Annotated in this window: 16 protein-coding genes and 1 other RNA gene; 4 read left to right on the top strand and 13 right to left on the bottom strand. The window is 55.9% G+C overall.

The window, feature by feature from the left end:
- Nucleotides 1-7: 7 nt before the first annotated feature.
- From ubiI to BJ885_RS14920, 4 genes are read right to left on the bottom strand one after another with little or no spacing between them, the layout of a single operon-like run.
- Nucleotides 8-1,210: an FAD-dependent 2-octaprenylphenol hydroxylase gene (gene ubiI / locus BJ885_RS14935; RefSeq protein WP_121932217.1), complete on the bottom strand. Its 1,203-nt coding sequence runs from the start codon at nt 1,208-1,210 to the stop codon at nt 8-10.
- 12 nt (nt 1,211-1,222) lie between these two features.
- The gene (gene ubiH, locus BJ885_RS14930; RefSeq protein WP_121932216.1) at nt 1,223-2,401 is read right to left on the bottom strand and encodes a 2-octaprenyl-6-methoxyphenyl hydroxylase; all 1,179 of its coding nucleotides are present in this window, start codon (nt 2,399-2,401) and stop codon (nt 1,223-1,225) included.
- Nucleotides 2,398-3,711: a Xaa-Pro aminopeptidase gene (gene pepP, locus BJ885_RS14925; RefSeq protein ID WP_029739211.1), complete on the bottom strand. Its 1,314-nt coding sequence runs from the start codon at nt 3,709-3,711 to the stop codon at nt 2,398-2,400. Before pepP ends, ubiH begins: the two co-directional genes overlap by 4 nt.
- A 31-nt stretch (nt 3,712-3,742) precedes the next feature.
- Nucleotides 3,743-4,321, bottom strand: coding sequence for a YecA family protein (locus tag BJ885_RS14920; RefSeq protein ID WP_029739212.1), 579 nt, complete (start codon nt 4,319-4,321; stop codon nt 3,743-3,745).
- Between the two features lie 168 nt (nt 4,322-4,489).
- On the opposite strand from BJ885_RS14920, the gene zapA reads away from it, so the two are divergent.
- From zapA to BJ885_RS14905, 3 genes are all read left to right on the top strand, one after another.
- The gene (zapA, locus tag BJ885_RS14915; protein ID WP_006811891.1) at nt 4,490-4,819 is read left to right on the top strand and encodes a cell division protein ZapA; all 330 of its coding nucleotides are present in this window, start codon (nt 4,490-4,492) and stop codon (nt 4,817-4,819) included.
- 41 nt (nt 4,820-4,860) lie between these two features.
- Nucleotides 4,861-5,044: non-coding RNA, 6S RNA (gene ssrS / locus BJ885_RS14910), on the top strand.
- Nucleotides 5,045-5,068: 24 nt separating this feature from the next.
- Nucleotides 5,069-5,665 carry a 5-formyltetrahydrofolate cyclo-ligase gene (locus tag BJ885_RS14905; RefSeq protein ID WP_029739213.1) on the top strand — a complete coding sequence of 199 codons (597 nt, stop codon included), beginning with the start codon at nt 5,069-5,071 and terminating at the stop codon, nt 5,663-5,665.
- Nucleotides 5,666-5,774: 109 nt separating this feature from the next.
- Here the strand turns inward: BJ885_RS14905 and serA are convergent, their stop codons facing one another.
- Entirely contained in the window at nt 5,775-7,007 is a 1,233-nt protein-coding gene (gene serA, locus BJ885_RS14900) for a phosphoglycerate dehydrogenase (protein WP_121932215.1), read from the bottom strand.
- Between the two features lie 266 nt (nt 7,008-7,273).
- Entirely contained in the window at nt 7,274-7,933 is a 660-nt protein-coding gene (gene rpiA / locus BJ885_RS14895) for a ribose-5-phosphate isomerase RpiA (RefSeq protein ID WP_014885151.1), read from the bottom strand.
- Nucleotides 7,934-8,060: 127 nt separating this feature from the next.
- Between rpiA and argP the strand changes: the two genes are divergently transcribed.
- Nucleotides 8,061-8,954, top strand: a complete 894-nt coding sequence (gene argP, locus BJ885_RS14890; RefSeq protein WP_008499727.1) for a DNA-binding transcriptional regulator ArgP — start codon at nt 8,061-8,063, stop codon at nt 8,952-8,954.
- Nucleotides 8,955-9,002: 48 nt separating this feature from the next.
- Here argP and BJ885_RS14885 read toward each other — a convergent pair whose 3' ends face one another.
- The 7 genes from BJ885_RS14885 to tkt form a co-directional block, all read right to left on the bottom strand.
- A complete protein-coding gene (locus tag BJ885_RS14885; protein ID WP_029739214.1) occupies nt 9,003-9,743 on the bottom strand; it encodes an oxidative stress defense protein in 741 nt (246 codons plus the stop codon).
- 91 nt (nt 9,744-9,834) lie between these two features.
- Nucleotides 9,835-10,470, bottom strand: a complete 636-nt coding sequence (gene argO, locus BJ885_RS14880; RefSeq protein ID WP_029739215.1) for an arginine exporter ArgO — start codon at nt 10,468-10,470, stop codon at nt 9,835-9,837.
- A gap of 145 nt (nt 10,471-10,615) precedes the next feature.
- The gene (gene mscS, locus BJ885_RS14875) at nt 10,616-11,470 is read right to left on the bottom strand and encodes a small-conductance mechanosensitive channel MscS (protein ID WP_024906566.1); all 855 of its coding nucleotides are present in this window, start codon (nt 11,468-11,470) and stop codon (nt 10,616-10,618) included.
- A 186-nt stretch (nt 11,471-11,656) separates the two neighbouring features.
- Entirely contained in the window at nt 11,657-12,736 is a 1,080-nt protein-coding gene (gene fbaA / locus BJ885_RS14870; protein WP_029739216.1) for a class II fructose-bisphosphate aldolase, read from the bottom strand.
- 92 nt (nt 12,737-12,828) lie between these two features.
- A complete protein-coding gene (gene pgk / locus BJ885_RS14865) occupies nt 12,829-13,992 on the bottom strand; it encodes a phosphoglycerate kinase (RefSeq protein ID WP_023333323.1) in 1,164 nt (387 codons plus the stop codon).
- A 49-nt stretch (nt 13,993-14,041) separates the two neighbouring features.
- A complete protein-coding gene (gene epd / locus BJ885_RS14860) occupies nt 14,042-15,061 on the bottom strand; it encodes an erythrose-4-phosphate dehydrogenase (RefSeq protein WP_121932214.1) in 1,020 nt (339 codons plus the stop codon).
- Nucleotides 15,062-15,402: 341 nt separating this feature from the next.
- On the bottom strand, nt 15,403-17,394 hold the full coding sequence (gene tkt / locus BJ885_RS14855) for a transketolase (protein ID WP_121932213.1): 1,992 nt from the start codon (nt 17,392-17,394) through the stop codon (nt 15,403-15,405).
- Nucleotides 17,395-17,596: the final 202 nt, after the last annotated feature.

Below are 17,596 nucleotides of genomic sequence, written 5' to 3'. Positions count from 1 at the left end.
GTCTAAATTAACGTAGCCAGTCCGGCAGGTCGTTAAGACCCATCGCCTGACGGAGGAGTTGAGGTTTAACACCCGGAAGGGTGTCAGCAAGCTTGAGGCCAATGTCGCGCAGCAGTTTTTTTGCCGGATTCGCGCCGGCAAACAGCTCGCGGAAGCCCTGCATGCCCGCCAGCATCATCGCCGCACTGTGCTTGCGGCTGCGCTCGTAGCGACGCAGGTAGAGATGCTGGCCGATATCTTTGCCTTCGCGATGCAGGCGACGCAGCTCCTCAACCAGCTCCGCCGCGTCCATAAAGCCAAGGTTGACGCCCTGCCCGGCCAGCGGATGAATGGTATGCGCCGCATCACCGACCAGCGCCAGACGGTGCGCGGCAAACTGACGCGCGTAGCGGCCGGTTAACGGGAAGACCTGACGCTCGCTTTCAAGCGTACACAGGCCAAGGCGGTTATCAAACGCCACGCACAGCGCCTGGTTAAAGGCGTCCGGCGCCGCCTCCTGCATCTGCTGGGCTTTCTCCGGCACCAGGGACCAGACAATCGAGCACAGGTGCGGATCGGCAAGCGGCAGGAACGCCAGAATGCCGTCGTTGTGGAAAATCTGCCGCGCCACGCCGCCGTGCGGCTCCTCTGTTCGGATCGTTGCCACCATCGCATGATGGCGGTAATCCCAGAAGGTCAGCGGGATATCGGCTTTATTCCGCAGCCAGGAGTTGGCACCGTCAGCACCGACCACCAGACGCGCGGTCAGCATGTCGCCGCTTTGCAGGGTGATAAACGCCTCGTTTTCACCCCATGCCACCTGCTGGATCTGCGCAGGCGCAATCAGGGTCACATCGCTGCACTGCTGCGCTTTCTGCCACAGCGCGTGGTGGATCACCGCGTTTTCGATGATATGACCCAGATGGCTATAGCCCATACTTTCATCATCAAAAGCAATATGACCAAAGCTGTCTTTATCCCACACCTCCATGCCGTGATAGCAGCTGGCGCGCTGCGCCACAATATCTGCCCAGACGCCAAGGTGCGTCAGCAGTTTCTCGCTGGCGGCATTGATCGCCGAGACGCGGAGTTCCGGCGGGGCATCTGGCGCAACGGGCTGAGGCTGCTTTTGCTCCAGCACCGCCACGCGCAGGCCGCTGCCCTGTAAACCACAGGCAAGCGCCAGCCCGACCATACCGCCGCCAACGATGGCAACATCAACATTTTGCACGGTGATAACTCCTTAACGCGCGACCCAACCAAGAGTCCGCTGCGCCAGCACGTCACGTGCCGGAATGAATAATTCCATCGCCATCAGCCCGAGGTTGCGGCCTGCAACCAGCGGCGCCCAGCGATTGGCAAAGAGATGGACTAAGCCGTCGGTAACGCCGATTGTCGCCTCTTTATCGGCCTGACGTCGCTTCTGGTAATGGCTTAGCACCGAATAAGCGCCGCAATCTTTTTGCTCACCCCATGCCAGCGCCAGCGATTCCGCCAGGCTCATGACATCACGCAGCCCAAGGTTAAATCCTTGTCCGGCAATAGGATGTAATGTCTGCGCGGCGTTGCCGACCAGCGCCACGCGGTGAGAAACAGACTGCGATGCGGTGGTTAACGACAGCGGATAGACCGCACGTTTCCCCGCATGGGTAATACGTCCCAGCCGCCAGCCAAAAGCTTTCTGCAGCTCGGTACAAAAACGTTCGTCTGACCAGGCTTTAACCTCTTCAGCCTTATCCTGCGGATGACACCAGACAAGCGAACAGCGCCCGTCTGACATCGGCAGCATCGCCAGCGGGCCATGTTGCGTAAAGCGTTCAAACGCCCTGCCGTGGTGGTCTGCTGCGGTAGAGACGTTCGCAATGACCGCAACCTGCCCGTAAGGCTGCTGACGCCACTCGACGCCGCACTGCGTGCCGAGCGCCGAACGCGAGCCGTCCGCCGCCACCAGAAGCTGACCGTCGAGAACGGTGCCATTATCGAGGGCTACGCTGACCGCATCTTCGCTGCGGCTAAAACTGGCCACGCGCGCCGGACAGTGAAGCGTGACGCCCGGCGCATCCTGTAACAGACGGAACAGACGCAGGCCAACGTCGTGGAGTTCAACAACCTGACCCAGCGCGTCGATACGGTAATCATGGGCATCCAGCGTCACAAAGCCAGCATGGCCACGATCGCTTACGTGAACGGTTTTAATTGCCGTCGCGCAATCGGCGATGGCCTGCCAGATGCCAATGCGGGACAGCTGCTGGCAGGTACCCTGTGCCAGGGCAATGGCGCGGGAATCAAAACCGGGATGATTCTTTGTCTGCGGCGCGACGGCTTCCACCAGGTGCACCGGAAGCTGGCCTTTCGTCAAATGCGAAATGGCCAGCGCCAGCGTGGCCCCGGTCATGCCGCCGCCAACGATAATCACGCTCATGCGCGTGCCGCTGCCATCAGCGCCTCGATATCGTCAGCGTTTTTCACGACGCTCGCGGTCAGGTTTTCGTTACCGGTTTCGGTAATAACGATGTCGTCTTCAATACGAATGCCAATGCCGCGGTACTCTTCAGGCACGTCGGCATCCGGCGCGATATACAGCCCCGGCTCCACGGTTAACACCATGCCCGGCTCCAGCACTCGCGAACGGTCCGTGCCGTACGCGCCAACGTCATGTACATCCAGCCCCAGCCAGTGGCTCAGGCCGTGCATGAAATACGGTCGATGCGCATTTTCAGCGATCAGGGTGTCGACCTCTCCTTTCAGGATCCCGAGCCTGACCAGGCCGGTAATCATGATGCGCACCACTTCGCCGGTCACTTCCTGCATGGAGGTACCGGGACGATACAGCCTGAGCGCCGTCTCAAGCGACTCAAGAACGATGTCGTAAATCGCGCGCTGCGCCGGTGAGAATTTACCGTTCACCGGGAAAGTACGGGTGATGTCCCCCGCGTAGCCCTGGTATTCGCAACCGGCGTCAATCAGCACCAGATCGCCGTCGCGCAGCGCGCTTTCGTTTTCGGTGTAGTGCAGAATGCAGCCGTTTTCTCCGCCGCCAACGATGGTGTTGTAGGAGGGATAACGCGCGCCGTGGCGGTTAAATTCGTGGTGAATTTCGCCTTCCAGCTGGTATTCGAACATCCCGGGACGGCACTTTTCCATGGCGCGGGTGTGCGCCAGGGCGCTGATTTCGCCCGCACGACGCATCAAATTCAGCTCTTCTTCAGACTTGAACAGGCGCATCTCATGCACCACCGGACGCCAGTCCGTCAGCGTGGCGGGCGCGGACAGATTCTGACGCGAGCCTTTGCGCAGCTTATCCAGCGCGGTGAAAACAATCTCATCGGCGTACGCATATTCGCCCTGCGCGTGATAGAGCACGTCGAGGCCGTTAAGCAGCTGATAGAGCTGCTGGTTGATTTCGCTAAACGCCAGCGCGCGGTCAACGCCCAGCTTCGCCGGTGCGGCCTCCTGACCCAGGCGGCGGCCAAACCAGATTTCGGCCGTCAGGTCGCGCACGCGGTTGAAAATTACGCTGTGATTGTGGGTGTCATTGCTCTTAATCAGCACCAGCACCGCTTCCGGCTCGTTAAAGCCGGTGAAGTACCAGAAATCGCTGCTCTGGCGATAGGGATATTCGCTGTCGGCGCTGCGCGTGACTTCGGGCGCAGCAAAAATCAGCGCGGCGCTGCCCGGCTGCATTGTTGCCAGCAGCGCCTGACGGCGGCGCGAATACTCTTGACTCGAGATAACCATGACACCCTCCTGTGCGTTATTTTTCTTAATGTAAGGTTGGCTTGCGGACTTCCGGCGCGGTCGGCTGTGAGCGCGTGAAGTTGTCGTGGCACAGCAGTGCCGCCACGCGCACGTACTCAATAATCTCTTCAAGAGACATTTCCAGCTCTTCCTGGTCTTCGTCTTCATCGTAGCCGAGCTGGGCAATGTTACGCAGGTCGTCGATCGCCTCACCCGCTTCGCCGGTCACTTTATCCAGTTTAGGCTGCGTCACGCCGAGCCCCAGCAGATAGTGGTTTACCCAGCCGGCCAGCGCATCGGCGCGATCGAACACGCTGACGTCGTCGCCTTCAGGCAGATAAAGCTGAAAAAGGAAGCCATCGTCTTCCAGCGAATCGCTGGTTGCGGCGTGCATTTTACGCAGCGCTTCCGCCAGCTCGTGACCAAACGCCAGCCCTTCATTCGTGAGGTCGTGGATCAGCGGCTGCCATGAGCTGTCGCTGTTTCCGCCGCACAGCATGCCACTGATCAGACCGTGCATTTCGGCAGGGGTTAAACCGACTCCCTGCTGGTTCAGTAACTGGTTTAAATCCTTGTAACCAGGCATTTCGTTCTGTATAGACATGAGCATTCGTCATCAAAGGGGGGAAGTTTCATGATATGCTACCACTTTGGACCCTGGTGATACCAGAAAAGGGCTTGTATCTTCACATCAGGGTAGCTATAGTGTCGCCCCTTCGCAGCCCCCGGGGCAGTAAGCGAAGGCAGCGCAGTCAATCAGCAGGAAGGTGGCATGTCTGCACAACCCGTCGATCTCCAGATTTTTGGCCGTTCACTGCGAGTGAATTGTCCGCCTGAACAAAGGGATGCTTTGAATCAGGCAGCGGACGATTTGAATCAGCGGTTGCAAGATCTAAAAGAACGCACTAGAGTCACAAATACTGAGCAGCTGGTTTTCATCGCCGCGTTGAACATCAGCTATGAACTGACTCAGGAAAAAGCGAAGACCCGCGACTACGCGGCAAGCATGGAGCAGCGCATTAAAATGCTCCAGCAGACCATAGAACAGGCATTGCTTGATCAAGGTCGCAATCCCGAAAGACCGGGACCAAAGTTTGAATAACACTTCTCAGTTGACTATGGTAGAGTAACTGTGAAGACAAAATTTCTCTGAGATGTTCGCAAGCGGGCCAGTCCCCTGAGCCGATATTTCATACCACAAGAATGTGGCGCTCCATGGTTGGTGAGCATGCTCGGTCCGTCCGAGAAGCCTTAAAACTATGACGACACATTCACCTTGAACCAAGGGTTCAAGGGTTACAGCCTGCGGCGGCATCTCGGAGATTCCCTCTCTTTTCTTCTACCGACTACCATGACCCAATTCCCTGAAGTTTCTGCTTCACGCCAGGACATCCGTCAGTTAATTCGTCAGCGCCGCCGTGCGTTAACCGCCGATGAGCAAGCGCATTTTGCCCAGCGGGCCGCCGCCCGTATGATGGCGTATCCCCCTGTCGTGATGGCGCATACCGTTGCGCTGTTTCTGTCGTTTGATGGAGAGCTGGATACCCAGCCGCTGATAGAGCAGCTCTGGCGCGCGGGGAAGAAGGTCTATCTGCCGGTGCTGCACCCGTTCAGCGAGGGAAATTTGCTGTTTCTGCACTACCACCCGCACAGCGAGCTGGTGGTTAATCGCCTGAAAATCACCGAACCGAAACTCGACGTGCGCGACGTGCTCCCGCTGTCACAGCTGGATGTGCTGATTACACCGCTGGTGGCGTTTGATGAACAGGGCCAGCGTTTGGGGATGGGCGGCGGCTTTTACGACCGGACGCTGCAAAACTGGCAGCAGTACGGATTGCAGCCGGTGGGCTATGCGCATGATTGTCAGGGCGTGGAGGCGTTGCCGGTGGAGAAGTGGGACGTGCCGTTGCCGGCGGTGGTGACGCCGTCGAAGTTGTGGGAATGGTGAATTAAACGTGCGGCCTGATGCCCTCACCCCAACCCTCTCCCACAGGGAGAGGGAGACAATATAAAAAAACGGTAACAACAGTTACCGTTTTGCATTTACCTCGCCACTATCAGTACAGCAGACGTGCGCGAATTGTCCCCTGAATCGCCTTCATGCTCTGCAGCGCTTTTTCGGCAACATCGTCATCCGCTTCGATATCAATAACCACGTAGCCCATCTGCGAGTTCGTTTGCAGATACTGCGCGGCAATGTTGACGCCCTGTTCAGCAAAGATCTGGTTGATCGCGGTCAGCACGCCTGGACGGTTTTCGTGGATGTGCAGCAGACGACGACCACCGTGCAGCGGCAGAGACACTTCCGGGAAGTTCACGGCAGAAAGCGTAGAGCCGTTGTCGGAGTATTTGCTCAGCTTACCCGCTACTTCAAGGCCGATATTCTCCTGTGCTTCCTGGGTAGAGCCGCCGATGTGTGGCGTCAGGATCACGTTGTCGAATTCGCACAGCGGAGAGGTAAACGGATCGCTGTTGGTGGCTGGCTCCGTCGGGAAGACGTCGATGGCCGCGCCCGCCAGATGCTTACTCTTCAGCGCATCCGCCAGTGCCGGGATATCGACAACCGTGCCGCGCGCGGCGTTAATCAGCAGCGAGCCAGGCTTCATCAGCGCCAGCTCTTCCGCGCCCATCATGTTTTTGGTGGAGGCATTTTCCGGAACGTGCAGGCTCACCACGTCGCTCATGTTCAGCAGGTCAGAAAGGTGTTGAACCTGGGTCGCATTGCCCAGCGGCAGCTTGCTTTCGATATCGTAGAAAAACACGTGCATGCCCAGGGATTCCGCCAGAATACCGAGCTGCGTACCGATGTGGCCGTAACCGATAATCCCCAGCTTTTTACCACGCGCTTCGAAAGAGCCGGACGCCAGCTTGTTCCACACGCCGCGGTGCGCCTTGGCGTTCGCTTCTGGAATGCCGCGCAGCAGCAGCAGCAGTTCGCCGATCACCAGCTCCGCCACGGAACGGGTGTTGGAGAACGGGGCGTTGAAGACGGGAATACCGCGTTTGGCGGCAGCATTCAGGTCAACCTGGTTGGTACCGATGCAGAAGCAGCCGATAGCCACCAGCTTTTCCGCCGCGGCAATAACCTCTTCAGTCAGATGAGTACGGGATCGCAGGCCAATGAAGTGGGCATCACGGATGGACGCTTTCAGCTCTTCGGTATCGAGCGCGCCTTTGTGAAATTCGATGTTGGTGTAACCTGCCGCACGAAGGCTATCGATTGCTTTTTGATGCACGCCCTCGACCAGCAGGAATTTAATCTTGTCTTTCTCCAGTGATACCTTTGCCATTTACCCGACCCTGTTATTGTCTGAACTGATGTTGTGCTGGATATGAATCCGCTGTAGCCAACATATCAAAAAAAACTATTGCAGCAATATGAACGTTTGCGTCGGCACTCTGAAGAAAAGTCATCCAGGGCAAAATGTCAGAGGAAAATGCTATGGAAATTTACAAACGCGGCAGGATCGGCAAAAGAGGTTGGAAAACGTGACACAAGTCACCGAATTTAGCTTTTAAAAAATTTTTTAGCGGGGGGAGGACTCCCCCCGTCAGATCATTTTACGATGGTTTTCACGCCGTCAGCGGTGCCGATCAGCGCCACATCCGCGCCACGGTTGGCGAATAGCCCTACGGTCACTACGCCTGGGATAGCGTTGATGGCATTTTCCAGCGCAATCGCGTCGAGAATTTCCAGACCGTGAACGTCGAGGATCACGTTACCGTTATCGGTGACTACGCCCTGACGATATTCCGGACGACCGCCCAGCTTCACCAGCTGACGGGCAACCGCGCTACGGGCCATTGGGATCACTTCGACCGGCAGCGGGAAATTACCCAGAATGTCGACCTGCTTGGAGGCGTCCGCGATGCAGATAAACTTGTCCGCAACAGAGGCGATGATCTTCTCGCGCGTCAGCGCCGCGCCGCCGCCTTTGATCATCTGCATGTGGCCGTTGATTTCATCCGCACCATCAACGTAAATCCCCAGACGATCCACTTCGTTGAGATCGAAAACGGTAATGCCGAGGCTTTTCAGCTTTTCCGTGGAAGCATCAGAGCTGGAAACCGCGCCCTCGATTTGCCCCTTCATCGTGCCCAGCGCATCGATAAAGTGTGCCGCGGTTGATCCCGTACCGACACCGACAATGGTACCCGGCTGCACGTACTGGAGAGCGGCCCATCCTACTGCTTTTTTCAGTTCATCCTGCGTCATGATCGTTTTGCCTGTGGTGTGAAAACTCAGGGCGCATTATAGAACACGTCGAATGGAATTCGTCTGCCACGAAGGGAAAATTGTGTCATAGTGCAGAATAAGCAAAATTAAGGAGCCAGCCAGAGCAATGAAACGTCCGGACTACAGAACACTACAGGCACTTGATGCAGTTATTCGTGAACGAGGTTTTGAGCGCGCGGCGCAAAAGCTTTGCATCACCCAGTCCGCCGTATCACAGCGTATCAAACAGCTTGAAAACATGTTCGGCCAGCCGCTGCTGGTGCGCACCGTGCCGCCACGTCCAACCGAGCAAGGGCAAAAGCTTCTCGCCCTGCTGCGCCAGGTGGAACTGCTGGAAGACGAGTGGCTGGGTGATGAACAAACGGGTTCTACGCCGCTGCTGCTCTCTCTGGCGGTCAACGCCGACAGTCTCGCAACCTGGCTGTTGCCGGCCCTTGCGCCGGTATTAGCGGACTCCCCTATCCGCCTGAATTTACAGGTTGAGGATGAAACCCGTACCCAGGAACGCCTGCGTCGCGGTGAAGTGGTTGGGGCGGTCAGTATCCAGCCTCAGGCGCTGCCAAGCTGTCTTGTCGATCAGCTGGGCGCGCTGGACTACCTGTTTGTGGGTTCAAAAGCCTTTGCCGAGCGCTACTTCCCGAACGGCGTCACCCGCGCCGCGCTGCTGAAAGCCCCCGCCGTCGCGTTCGACCATCTGGACGATATGCACCAGGCATTCCTGCAGCAAAACTTCGATCTGCCGCCGGGCAGCGTGCCGTGCCATATCGTTAACTCGTCTGAAGCCTTTGTGCAGCTTGCACGTCAGGGCACCACCTGCTGCATGATCCCGCATCTGCAGATTGAGAAAGAGTTGAAAAGCGGTGAGCTGATTGACCTGACGCCGGGGCTGTATCAGCGCCGGATGCTCTACTGGCACCGTTTTGCGCCGGAAAGCCGCATGATGCGCAACGTCACCGACGCGCTGCTGGCGTACGGGCACAAGGTGTTGAGACAGGATTAATCGATTGAATTCCCTCTCCCTGCGGGAGAGGGTTAGGGTGAGGGCAAATTACTGCGCCTTAGCCGCCTCAGTTTGTTGAGTTTGAGTTGGCTCCAGCTGGAAGACCACATCCACCTGATCGTCGAACTGAATGGTTGGCTGCTCATAGGTTTCCTGAGCGGACACCGGGGCTGCATCAGCCTTCATCATCCGTACCATCGGGCTTGGCTGGTAGTTAGAGACGTGGTAACGCACGCTGTAAACCGGGCCGAGCTTGCTCTTAAAGCCAGAAGCCAGCTGTTCCGCCTGGTGAATGGCATCATCAATCGCCGCTTTACGCGCTTCGTCTTTGTATTTTTCCGGTTGCGCAACGCCCAGCGACACGGAACGAATTTCGTTCAGACCCGCCTTCAGCGCGCCATCCAGCAGCGAGTTAAGCTTATCCAGCTGACGTACGGTCACTTCGACGGTACGCACGGCGCGGTAGCCTTTCAGGATGCTTTTACCATTCTGGTAGTCGTAATCGGGTTGAGTACGCAGGTTCGCGGAGTTGATATCTTTTTTACCGACACCGTTCTGCTCGAGGAAAGAGAGATATTGCGCAACACGATCGTCAGCCTGCTTCTTGGCAGTTGCCGCATCTTTCGCAGCGACATTGACTTCAATTGCCAGTGTTGCAACATCGGGTACCGCGTCCACGCTTGCGGTGCCTGAAGTGACGATGTGCGGGCCATCCGGCAGTTCACTTGCCTGCACCGACACCGCACCAAAACTTACTAATGCCGCCAGGGCCATCACCTTAAACTTCACTGTTATTCCTCCATGTTGCGAAGAGTGCCCATTAACAGGGCGCATGCCAGCAAGCTTAGCGGGTCTTGTTCAGTTGTCCATAAGACAAGGATTAGTTGAACAATTCCTGAACGTGGTGGATCCCCTCTTTTGCCAGCTGAAAGGCAATAAACCACATCACCAGCCCCACCAGCGTATTAATGATGCGCTGGGCTTTGGCCGTACGCAGACGAGGTGCCAGCCATGCAGCCAGAATGGCGAGGCCGAAGAACCAGAGGAAAGAGGCGCTAACCGTGCCAAGCGCAAACCAGCGCTTCGGCTCAACGTCCAGCTGCCCGCCCAGGCTGCCCAGCACCACGAAGGTGTCCAGATAAACATGCGGATTAAGCCAGGTGACCGCCAGCATGGTGACGATAATCTTCCAGCGGCCCTGCTTCATGACTTCCGCGCTCGCCAGTTCGAGGTTGGTGCTCATCGCGGTTTTCAGGGCACCAAAACCGTACCAGAGCAGAAACGCCACGCCGCCCCAGGTGACCAGCGCCAGCAGCCAGGGAGACTGCATCAGCAATGCGCTGCCGCCAAAAATCCCGGCACAGATCAGCAGTAAATCGCTAACCGCGCACAGCAGGGCAATCATCAGATGATACTGGCGGCGGATGCCCTGGTTCATCACGAACGCATTTTGTGGGCCAAGGGGGAGGATCATGGCCGCACCTAAGGCAAGCCCTTGAAAGTAATAAGATAACATGACGAAATTCTCACAGTGTTGTTCTGGAAGGAGACTATACTGCGCGAATCACATTAGAGGAAATGGATAATATTAATTGGGGATTAGCAGTGCTTATAAAAATAAAGCCCGGTGTCGCTAGCGCTTACCGGGCCTGTGAGTGAAGTTATTCTGCTTCTTTAACTTTTTTGACGTTTACGTCCATCTGCGGGTACGGGAAGCTGATGCCGTTGGCATCGAAGTCGCGCTTAATGCGCTCCAGCACGTCCCAGTATACGTTTTGCAGATCGCTGCTTTTGCTCCAGATACGAACCACGAAGTTAATGGAGGAAGCGCCCAGTTCGTTCAGGCGAACCGTCTGCTCTTTGTCTTTCAGAATGCGATCGTCTGAAGCAATGATGTTGCTAATCAGCGACTTCACCTGATCGATGTCAGAGTCGTACGCCACGCTGATAATCAGTTCGTTACGACGCACCGGTTCACGGGAGAAGTTAATGATGTTGCCCGCGATGATTTTCCCGTTCGGCACAACCACGATGCGGCCATCGACGGTACGCATGGTCGTTGAGAAAATCTGCACCTGCAGCACGGTCCCGGCAATGCCGCCAAGGTCAACGTATTCGCCGGAGCGGAACGGACGGAAGGTGACCAGCAGAACGCCTGCCGCCAGGTTTGAAAGCGAGCCCTGCAGCGCCAGACCAATGGCCAGACCGGCGGCACCGAGAACGGCAATGACGGAGGCGGTCTGTACGCCCACACGGCCCAGCGCCGCAATCAGCGTAAAGGCGATAATGCCGTAGCGCACCAGTGCGGAGAGGAAGTCAGCCACCGTGGCGTCAATGTGACGGGCCAGCATTACGCGGTTAACCGCGTTCGATACGATACGCGCCACGATCATCCCGACGATGATGATGGCAATCGCCGCGACGATGTTCACGGCATAGCTCAGCAGCAGCGCCTGGTTGCGCACCAGCCAGTTACCGGCGTTATTGATGCTGTCTACAACATCGAGTTGTTCCATTTATTCTTCCTTTTGTTAAATCAAAACACAAAATCCATCCCCCATGGAGACAGGCAGGTTCGTAAAGGGTAAACAAAAAGCGCAAGTATTGCCAAACAGATCACAAAAACCGGCCTGGCAGGGTATTGAAAAAGCATAAAAAAAGGCCCGCATTTGCGGGCCTTCTGATGCTGTTAGCAGCTCAAATTACAGAACGTCTACCGCGTTCAGCTCTTTGAATGCCTGCTCCAGACGAGTAATCATAGAAGTCTGGGCAGCGCGCAGCCATACGCGTGGATCGTAGTATTTCTTGTTCGGCTGGTCTTCGCCTTTCGGGTTGCCCAGCTGACCCTGCAGGTAAGCTTCGTTGGTTTTGTAGTACTGCAGGATACCGTCCCATGTTGCCCACTGGGTGTCGGTATCGATGTTCATTTTCACTACGCCGTAGCTTACGGAGTCTTTGATTTCCTGAGCAGAAGAACCGGAACCGCCGTGGAAGACGAAGTTCAGGCTGTTGTGCGGCAGGTTGTGTTTCTTAGAAACGTATTCCTGAGAATCACGCAGGATAGTCGGGGTCAGAACCACGTTACCTGGTTTGTAAACGCCGTGTACGTTACCGAAGGACGCTGCGATGGTGAAGCGTGGGCTGATTTTGCTCAGCTCGGTGTAAGCGTAATCAACGTCTTCTGGCTGGGTGTACAGTGCAGAAGCGTCCATGTGGCTGTTGTCCACGCCGTCTTCTTCACCACCGGTGCAACCCAGTTCGATTTCCAGAGTCATGCCCATTTTGGCCATGCGCGCCAGGTATTTGGAGCAGATTTCGATGTTTTCGTGCAGTGACTCTTCAGACAGGTCGATCATGTGAGAAGAGAACAGTGGCTTACCGGTAGCTGCGAAGTGTTTTTCACCCGCGTCCAGCAGACCGTCGATCCACGGCAGCAGTTTCTTCGCGCAGTGGTCAGTGTGCAGGATAACTGGAACACCGTAGTGTTCAGCCATCTGGTGTACGTGGTGCGCACCAGAGATAGCGCCCAGGATTGCAGCACCCTGAGGAATGTCAGTCTTCACGCCTTTACCTGCGATGAACGCAGCACCGCCGTTAGAGAACTGAACAATAACTGGAGCTTTAACTTTAGCAGCAGTTTCCAGTACGGCGTTGATGGAGTCGGTACCCACGCAGTTAACTGCTGGCAGAGCGAAGTTGTTTTCTTTAGCTACCTGGAACACTTTCTGTACGTCATCACCAGTGATAACGCCAGGTTTTACGAAATCAAAAATTTTAGACATGTTGCTTAGTCCTGTATCTTCGGCCGTTAGAAAAGGTGCGAGCTCTTAAAAGCGCGCTGAAAATTGGGCAGGTTTCCCTGCCCTTGAATGGCTTACTTCTTAGCGCGCTCTTCGAGCATTGCTACTGCTGGCAGTACTTTGCCTTCCACGAATTCGAGGAATGCGCCGCCACCAGTGGAGATGTAGGAGATCTTGTCAGCGATACCGAACAGGTCGATTGCTGCCAGGGTGTCACCACCGCCTGCGATAGAGAACGCTTCGCTGTCTGCGATAGCGTTAGCAACGATTTCAGTACCTTTGCGGAAGTTCGGGAATTCGAACACGCCAACAGGACCGTTCCACAGGATAGTTTTTGCGTTTTTGAGGATTTCAGCCAGTTTCTGTGCAGAAACGTCGCCCAGGTCCAGAATCTGCTCTTCATCTTTGATGTCGTTAACAGATTTCAGGGTCGCGGTTGCGGTTTCGGAGAACTCGGTCGCAACGCGGACGTCAGTTGGAACCGGGATATCGCAGGTGCTCAGCAGGCGTTTGGCTTCGTCAACCAGGTCTGCTTCGTACAGGGATTTACCCACGTTGTGGCCCTGAGCGGCAACGAAGGTGTTCGCGATACCACCGCCAACGATCAGCTGGTCAGCGATTTTAGACAGGGAATCCAGAACGGTCAGTTTGGTAGAAACTTTAGAACCACCAACGATAGCCACCATTGGACGAGCAGGTTCTTTCAATGCTTTACCCAGCGCTTCCAGTTCGTCAGCCAGCAGAGGACCGGCACACGCTACGTCTGCGAATTTACCGATACCGTGGGTTGACGCCTGCGCACGGTGAGCCGTACCGAATGCATCCATCACGAATACGTCGCACAGTGCAGCGTATTTTTTGGACAGGGTTTCGTCGTCTTTCTTTTCGCCTTTGTTGAAGCGAACGTTTTCCAGAACAACCAGTTCACCGGCTGCAACTTCAACGCCGTCCAGGTAATCTTTCACCAGGCGAACCGGGTTGGACAGCTTGTCTTTCAGGTAATTAACCACTGGCAGCAGAGAGAACTCTTCGTTGTACTCGCCTTCAGTTGGACGACCCAGGTGGGAGGTGACCATCACTTTCGCGCCCTGCTTCAGAGCCAGTTCGATGGTTGGCAGAGATGCACGGATACGCGCGTCGCTGGTCACTTTGCCATCTTTAACCGGTACGTTCAGATCGGCACGGATGAAAACGCGTTTACCAGCCAGATCCAGATCGGTCATCTTAATTACAGACATGGTGAATCCTCTCGTTGATTCTTAAAGTTTTGCAGACGCACAATGCGTCTTACCTGAAACCTTGAGTGGCCATTGCTAACGTGGTGTCGAGCATTCGGTTAGCAAAGCCCCATTCGTTATCACACCAGACCAGCGTCTTGATAAGGTGTGCGCCACTGACTCTCGTTTGCGTGCCATCGACGATGGCGCTGTGCGGGTCGTGGTTAAAATCTACTGAGACCAACGGTAATTCCGTATAGTCAACTATACCATGAAATGCCCCCTGTGCCGCTTTTTGCAGCAACAGGTTGACTTCACAGGCTTTTACCGGTTTTTTCACCGTCACGCTAAGATCGATTGCGGTGACGTTAATCGTCGGGACACGCACGGCAATCGCTTCAAATCGGTCATTAAACTGCGGAAAAATTCGGGTGATCCCTGCCGCCAGTTTCGTGTCCACCGGAATGATTGACTGGCTCGCCGCGCGAGTGCGTCGTAAATCCGGATGGTAGGCGTCGATAACCTGCTGATCGTGCATGGCGGAGTGAATCGTGGTCACGGTGCCGGATTCAATACCATACGCATCGTCTAACAGTTTGATGACCGGAATAATGCAGTTGGTGGTACAGGAGGCGTTGGAAACAATGCGGTGTTCGGCCTGCAGCTCATGCTGGTTGACGCCAAACACGACGGTCGCGTCGAGGTCGTTACTGCCGGGATGAGAAAACAGGACTTTTTTCGCGCCGGCAGCCAGATGTGCTTCGCCATGTTCGCGGTTGCCGTAGACACCGGTACAGTCAAGCACCACATCCACACCCAGCTCACGCCAGGGTAGCCCGGCGATGCTGCTCTCATGCAGTACGCGGATGGCATCGTCGCCAACAAACAGCTGATCTCTTTCCTGGCGAACATCCCAGGCAAAGCGTCCGTGGCTGGTGTCATATTTCAACAAATGCGCCATGCCCGTAGCATCCGCCAGTTCATTGATTGCCACCACGGTTATTTCCGCCCGACGTCCGGATTCATATAAAGCACGAACCACATTACGTCCGATGCGACCGAAGCCATTAATCGCTACGCGTACGGTCATAGATCTCCTGCAAAGCAATCCCTGAGTTTGAGGTGGCTGAAAGAGTAATCCAGCTACGCCCGAAGGGGAATCCTTGCTGTCACAAACTGCGATTGATTGGTCAATTGTCGAACATTTAATCGACTGAAACGCTTCAGCAAGAATAAGCGAATCGGGGAATAAAAGGAATGTCTGTCCAGATGAATAAGCGAGCTATATGACTTGCGTCACATTTTAGGTGGAATAATGGCGGCAAGGTAAAAGCAAAACGGTAACCGAGAGGTTACCGTTTTTTAGTGTATGCACCCTCCCCCCGTGGGAGAGGGTTGGGGTGAGGGCATCAGCCCCCACCGTACAAACGATTACAGCAGTTCTTTCGCTTTCGCGACAACGTTCTCAACGGTGAAGCCGAACTCTTCGAACAGCAGCTCTGCCGGAGCAGACTCACCGAAGGTGGTCATACCGACGATGGCACCGTTCAGGCCCACGTATTTGAACCAGTAGTCAGCGATACCCGCTTCCACTGCCACACGCGCGGAAACCGCTTTAGGCAGAACGGATTCGCGGTAAGCGGCATCCTGCTTGTCGAACGCGTCGGTAGACGGCATGGAGACCACGCGCGCTTTCACGCCTTCGGCAGTCAGTTTTTCCCACGCTGCAACCGCCAGTTCAACTTCAGAACCGGTGGCGATGAAGATCAGCTCTGGCTGGCCCGCGCAATCTTTCAGCACGTAACCACCGCGAGCGATGTTCGCCAGCTGCTCAGGCGTACGCTCCTGCTGTGCCAGGTTCTGACGGGAGAGGATCAGCGCGGTTGGACCGTCCTGACGCTCAACGCCGTATTTCCACGCCACCGCGGATTCCACCTGGTCACATGGACGCCATGTGCTCATGTTCGGGGTCACGCGCAGGGAAGCTACCTGCTCTACCGGCTGGTGAGTTGGGCCATCTTCGCCCAGACCGATGGAGTCGTGGGTGTAGACCATCACCTGACGCTGTTTCATCAGCGCGGCCATACGCACGGCGTTACGTGCATATTCGACAAACATCAGGAAGGTAGAGGTGTACGGCAGGAAACCGCCGTGCAGGGAGATACCGTTGGCAATCGCGGTCATACCGAATTCACGTACACCGTAATGGATGTAGTTACCGGCAGTATCTTCGTTGATTGGCTTAGAACCAGACCACAGGGTCAGGTTAGATGGCGCCAGGTCAGCGGAGCCACCGAGGAATTCAGGCAGCAGAGGACCGAACGCTTCAATCGCATTCTGAGACGCTTTACGGCTCGCGATTTTAGACGGGTTCGCCTGCAGCTTAGCGATGAACTCGTTCGCTTTCGCGTCGAAGTCGGACGGCATGTCGCCTTTCATACGACGGGTGAATTCAGCCGCTTCCTGCGGGAACGCTTTCGCATAGGCAGCGAACTTCTCGTTCCAGGCCGCTTCTTTCGCCTGGCCTACTTCTTTTGCATCCCACTGAGCGTAGATCTTAGATGGGATTTCGAATGCAGGGTGTTTCCAGCCCAGTGCTTCACGGGTCAGTGCGATTTCCGCGTCGCCCAGCGGTGCGCCGTGGGAGTCGTGAGTACCCGCTTTGTTCGGGGAGCCGAAGCCGATGATGGTTTTGCACATCAGCAGGGACGGTTTGTCCGTCACCGCGCGCGCTTCTTCCACTGCACGTTTAATCGAGTCAGCATCGTGCCCATCAACGCCACGCACAACGTGCCAGCCGTAGGCTTCGAAACGTGCTGCGGTGTCGTCGGTGAACCAGCCTTCAACGTGACCGTCGATGGAGATACCGTTGTCGTCATAGAACGCAACCAGTTTGCCCAGCTTCAGGGTACCTGCCAGGGAGCACACTTCGTGAGAAATGCCTTCCATCATGCAGCCGTCGCCCATGAACGCGTAGGTGAAGTGATCTACGATGTCGTGACCAGGACGGTTGAACTGCGCCGCCAGCGTCTTCTCAGCAATCGCCATACCCACAGCGTTAGCAATACCCTGACCCAGCGGGCCGGTGGTGGTTTCTACGCCAGCGGTGTAACCCACTTCCGGGTGACCTGGAGTTTTAGAGTGCAGCTGACGGAAGTTTTTCAGCTCTTCAATTGGCAGATCGTAGCCGGTGAGGTGCAGCAGGCTATAGATCAGCATTGAGCCGTGGCCGTTGGACAGCACGAAGCGGTCGCGGTCAGCCCATGACGGGTTCTGCGGGTTGTGGTTCAGGAAATCACGCCACAGGACTTCGGCGATATCAGCCATACCCATAGGAGCCCCTGGGTGGCCGGATTTGGCTTTCTGTACTGCGTCCATGCTCAGCGCACGAATAGCATTAGCAAGCTCTTTACGTGAGGACATTTTAACTCCAGATCGGACTGTTAAAGGCCATGCCCTTGACGACAGCGCGTTTTGGGCTACGCCGGAAAAAAGTGCCAACAATGTAACCCAAGCCGCAAGTCATGTACATGGAGCATTCTTTTGCTTGTTAAGAAATCTCTGGATCATGCTCGCATGTTGCGCAATCTACTCGCCCGGCTCTGTCGATATTCCTTATACTTAG

This window comes from Enterobacter sp. WP_7_1 (assembly GCF_003688535.1).
Classification (GTDB): Bacteria; Pseudomonadota; Gammaproteobacteria; order Enterobacterales; family Enterobacteriaceae; genus Enterobacter; species Enterobacter asburiae.
This window is presented reverse-complemented; position numbering and strand designations above follow the sequence as displayed.

Bases quoted from the DNA above. Each gene is read 5' to 3' on its own strand.
- rpiA (WP_014885151.1), bottom strand. From the start codon at position 7,933: ATGACGCAGGATGAACTGAAAAAAGCAGTAGGATGGGCCGCTCTCCAG.
- ubiH (WP_121932216.1), bottom strand. From the start codon at position 2,401: ATGAGCGTGATTATCGTTGGCGGCGGCATGACCGGGGCCACGCTGGCG.
- fbaA (WP_029739216.1), bottom strand. From the start codon at position 12,736: ATGTCTAAAATTTTTGATTTCGTAAAACCTGGCGTTATCACTGGTGAT.
- BJ885_RS14920 (WP_029739212.1), bottom strand. From the start codon at position 4,321: ATGTCTATACAGAACGAAATGCCTGGTTACAAGGATTTAAACCAGTTA.
- argP (WP_008499727.1), top strand. From the start codon at position 8,061: ATGAAACGTCCGGACTACAGAACACTACAGGCACTTGATGCAGTTATT.
- argO (WP_029739215.1), bottom strand. From the start codon at position 10,470: ATGTTATCTTATTACTTTCAAGGGCTTGCCTTAGGTGCGGCCATGATC.
- serA (WP_121932215.1), bottom strand. From the start codon at position 7,007: ATGGCAAAGGTATCACTGGAGAAAGACAAGATTAAATTCCTGCTGGTC.
- epd (WP_121932214.1), bottom strand. From the start codon at position 15,061: ATGACCGTACGCGTAGCGATTAATGGCTTCGGTCGCATCGGACGTAAT.
- BJ885_RS14905 (WP_029739213.1), top strand. From the start codon at position 5,069: ATGACCCAATTCCCTGAAGTTTCTGCTTCACGCCAGGACATCCGTCAG.
- zapA (WP_006811891.1), top strand. From the start codon at position 4,490: ATGTCTGCACAACCCGTCGATCTCCAGATTTTTGGCCGTTCACTGCGA.
- pgk (WP_023333323.1), bottom strand. From the start codon at position 13,992: ATGTCTGTAATTAAGATGACCGATCTGGATCTGGCTGGTAAACGCGTT.
- tkt (WP_121932213.1), bottom strand. From the start codon at position 17,394: ATGTCCTCACGTAAAGAGCTTGCTAATGCTATTCGTGCGCTGAGCATG.
- mscS (WP_024906566.1), bottom strand. From the start codon at position 11,470: ATGGAACAACTCGATGTTGTAGACAGCATCAATAACGCCGGTAACTGG.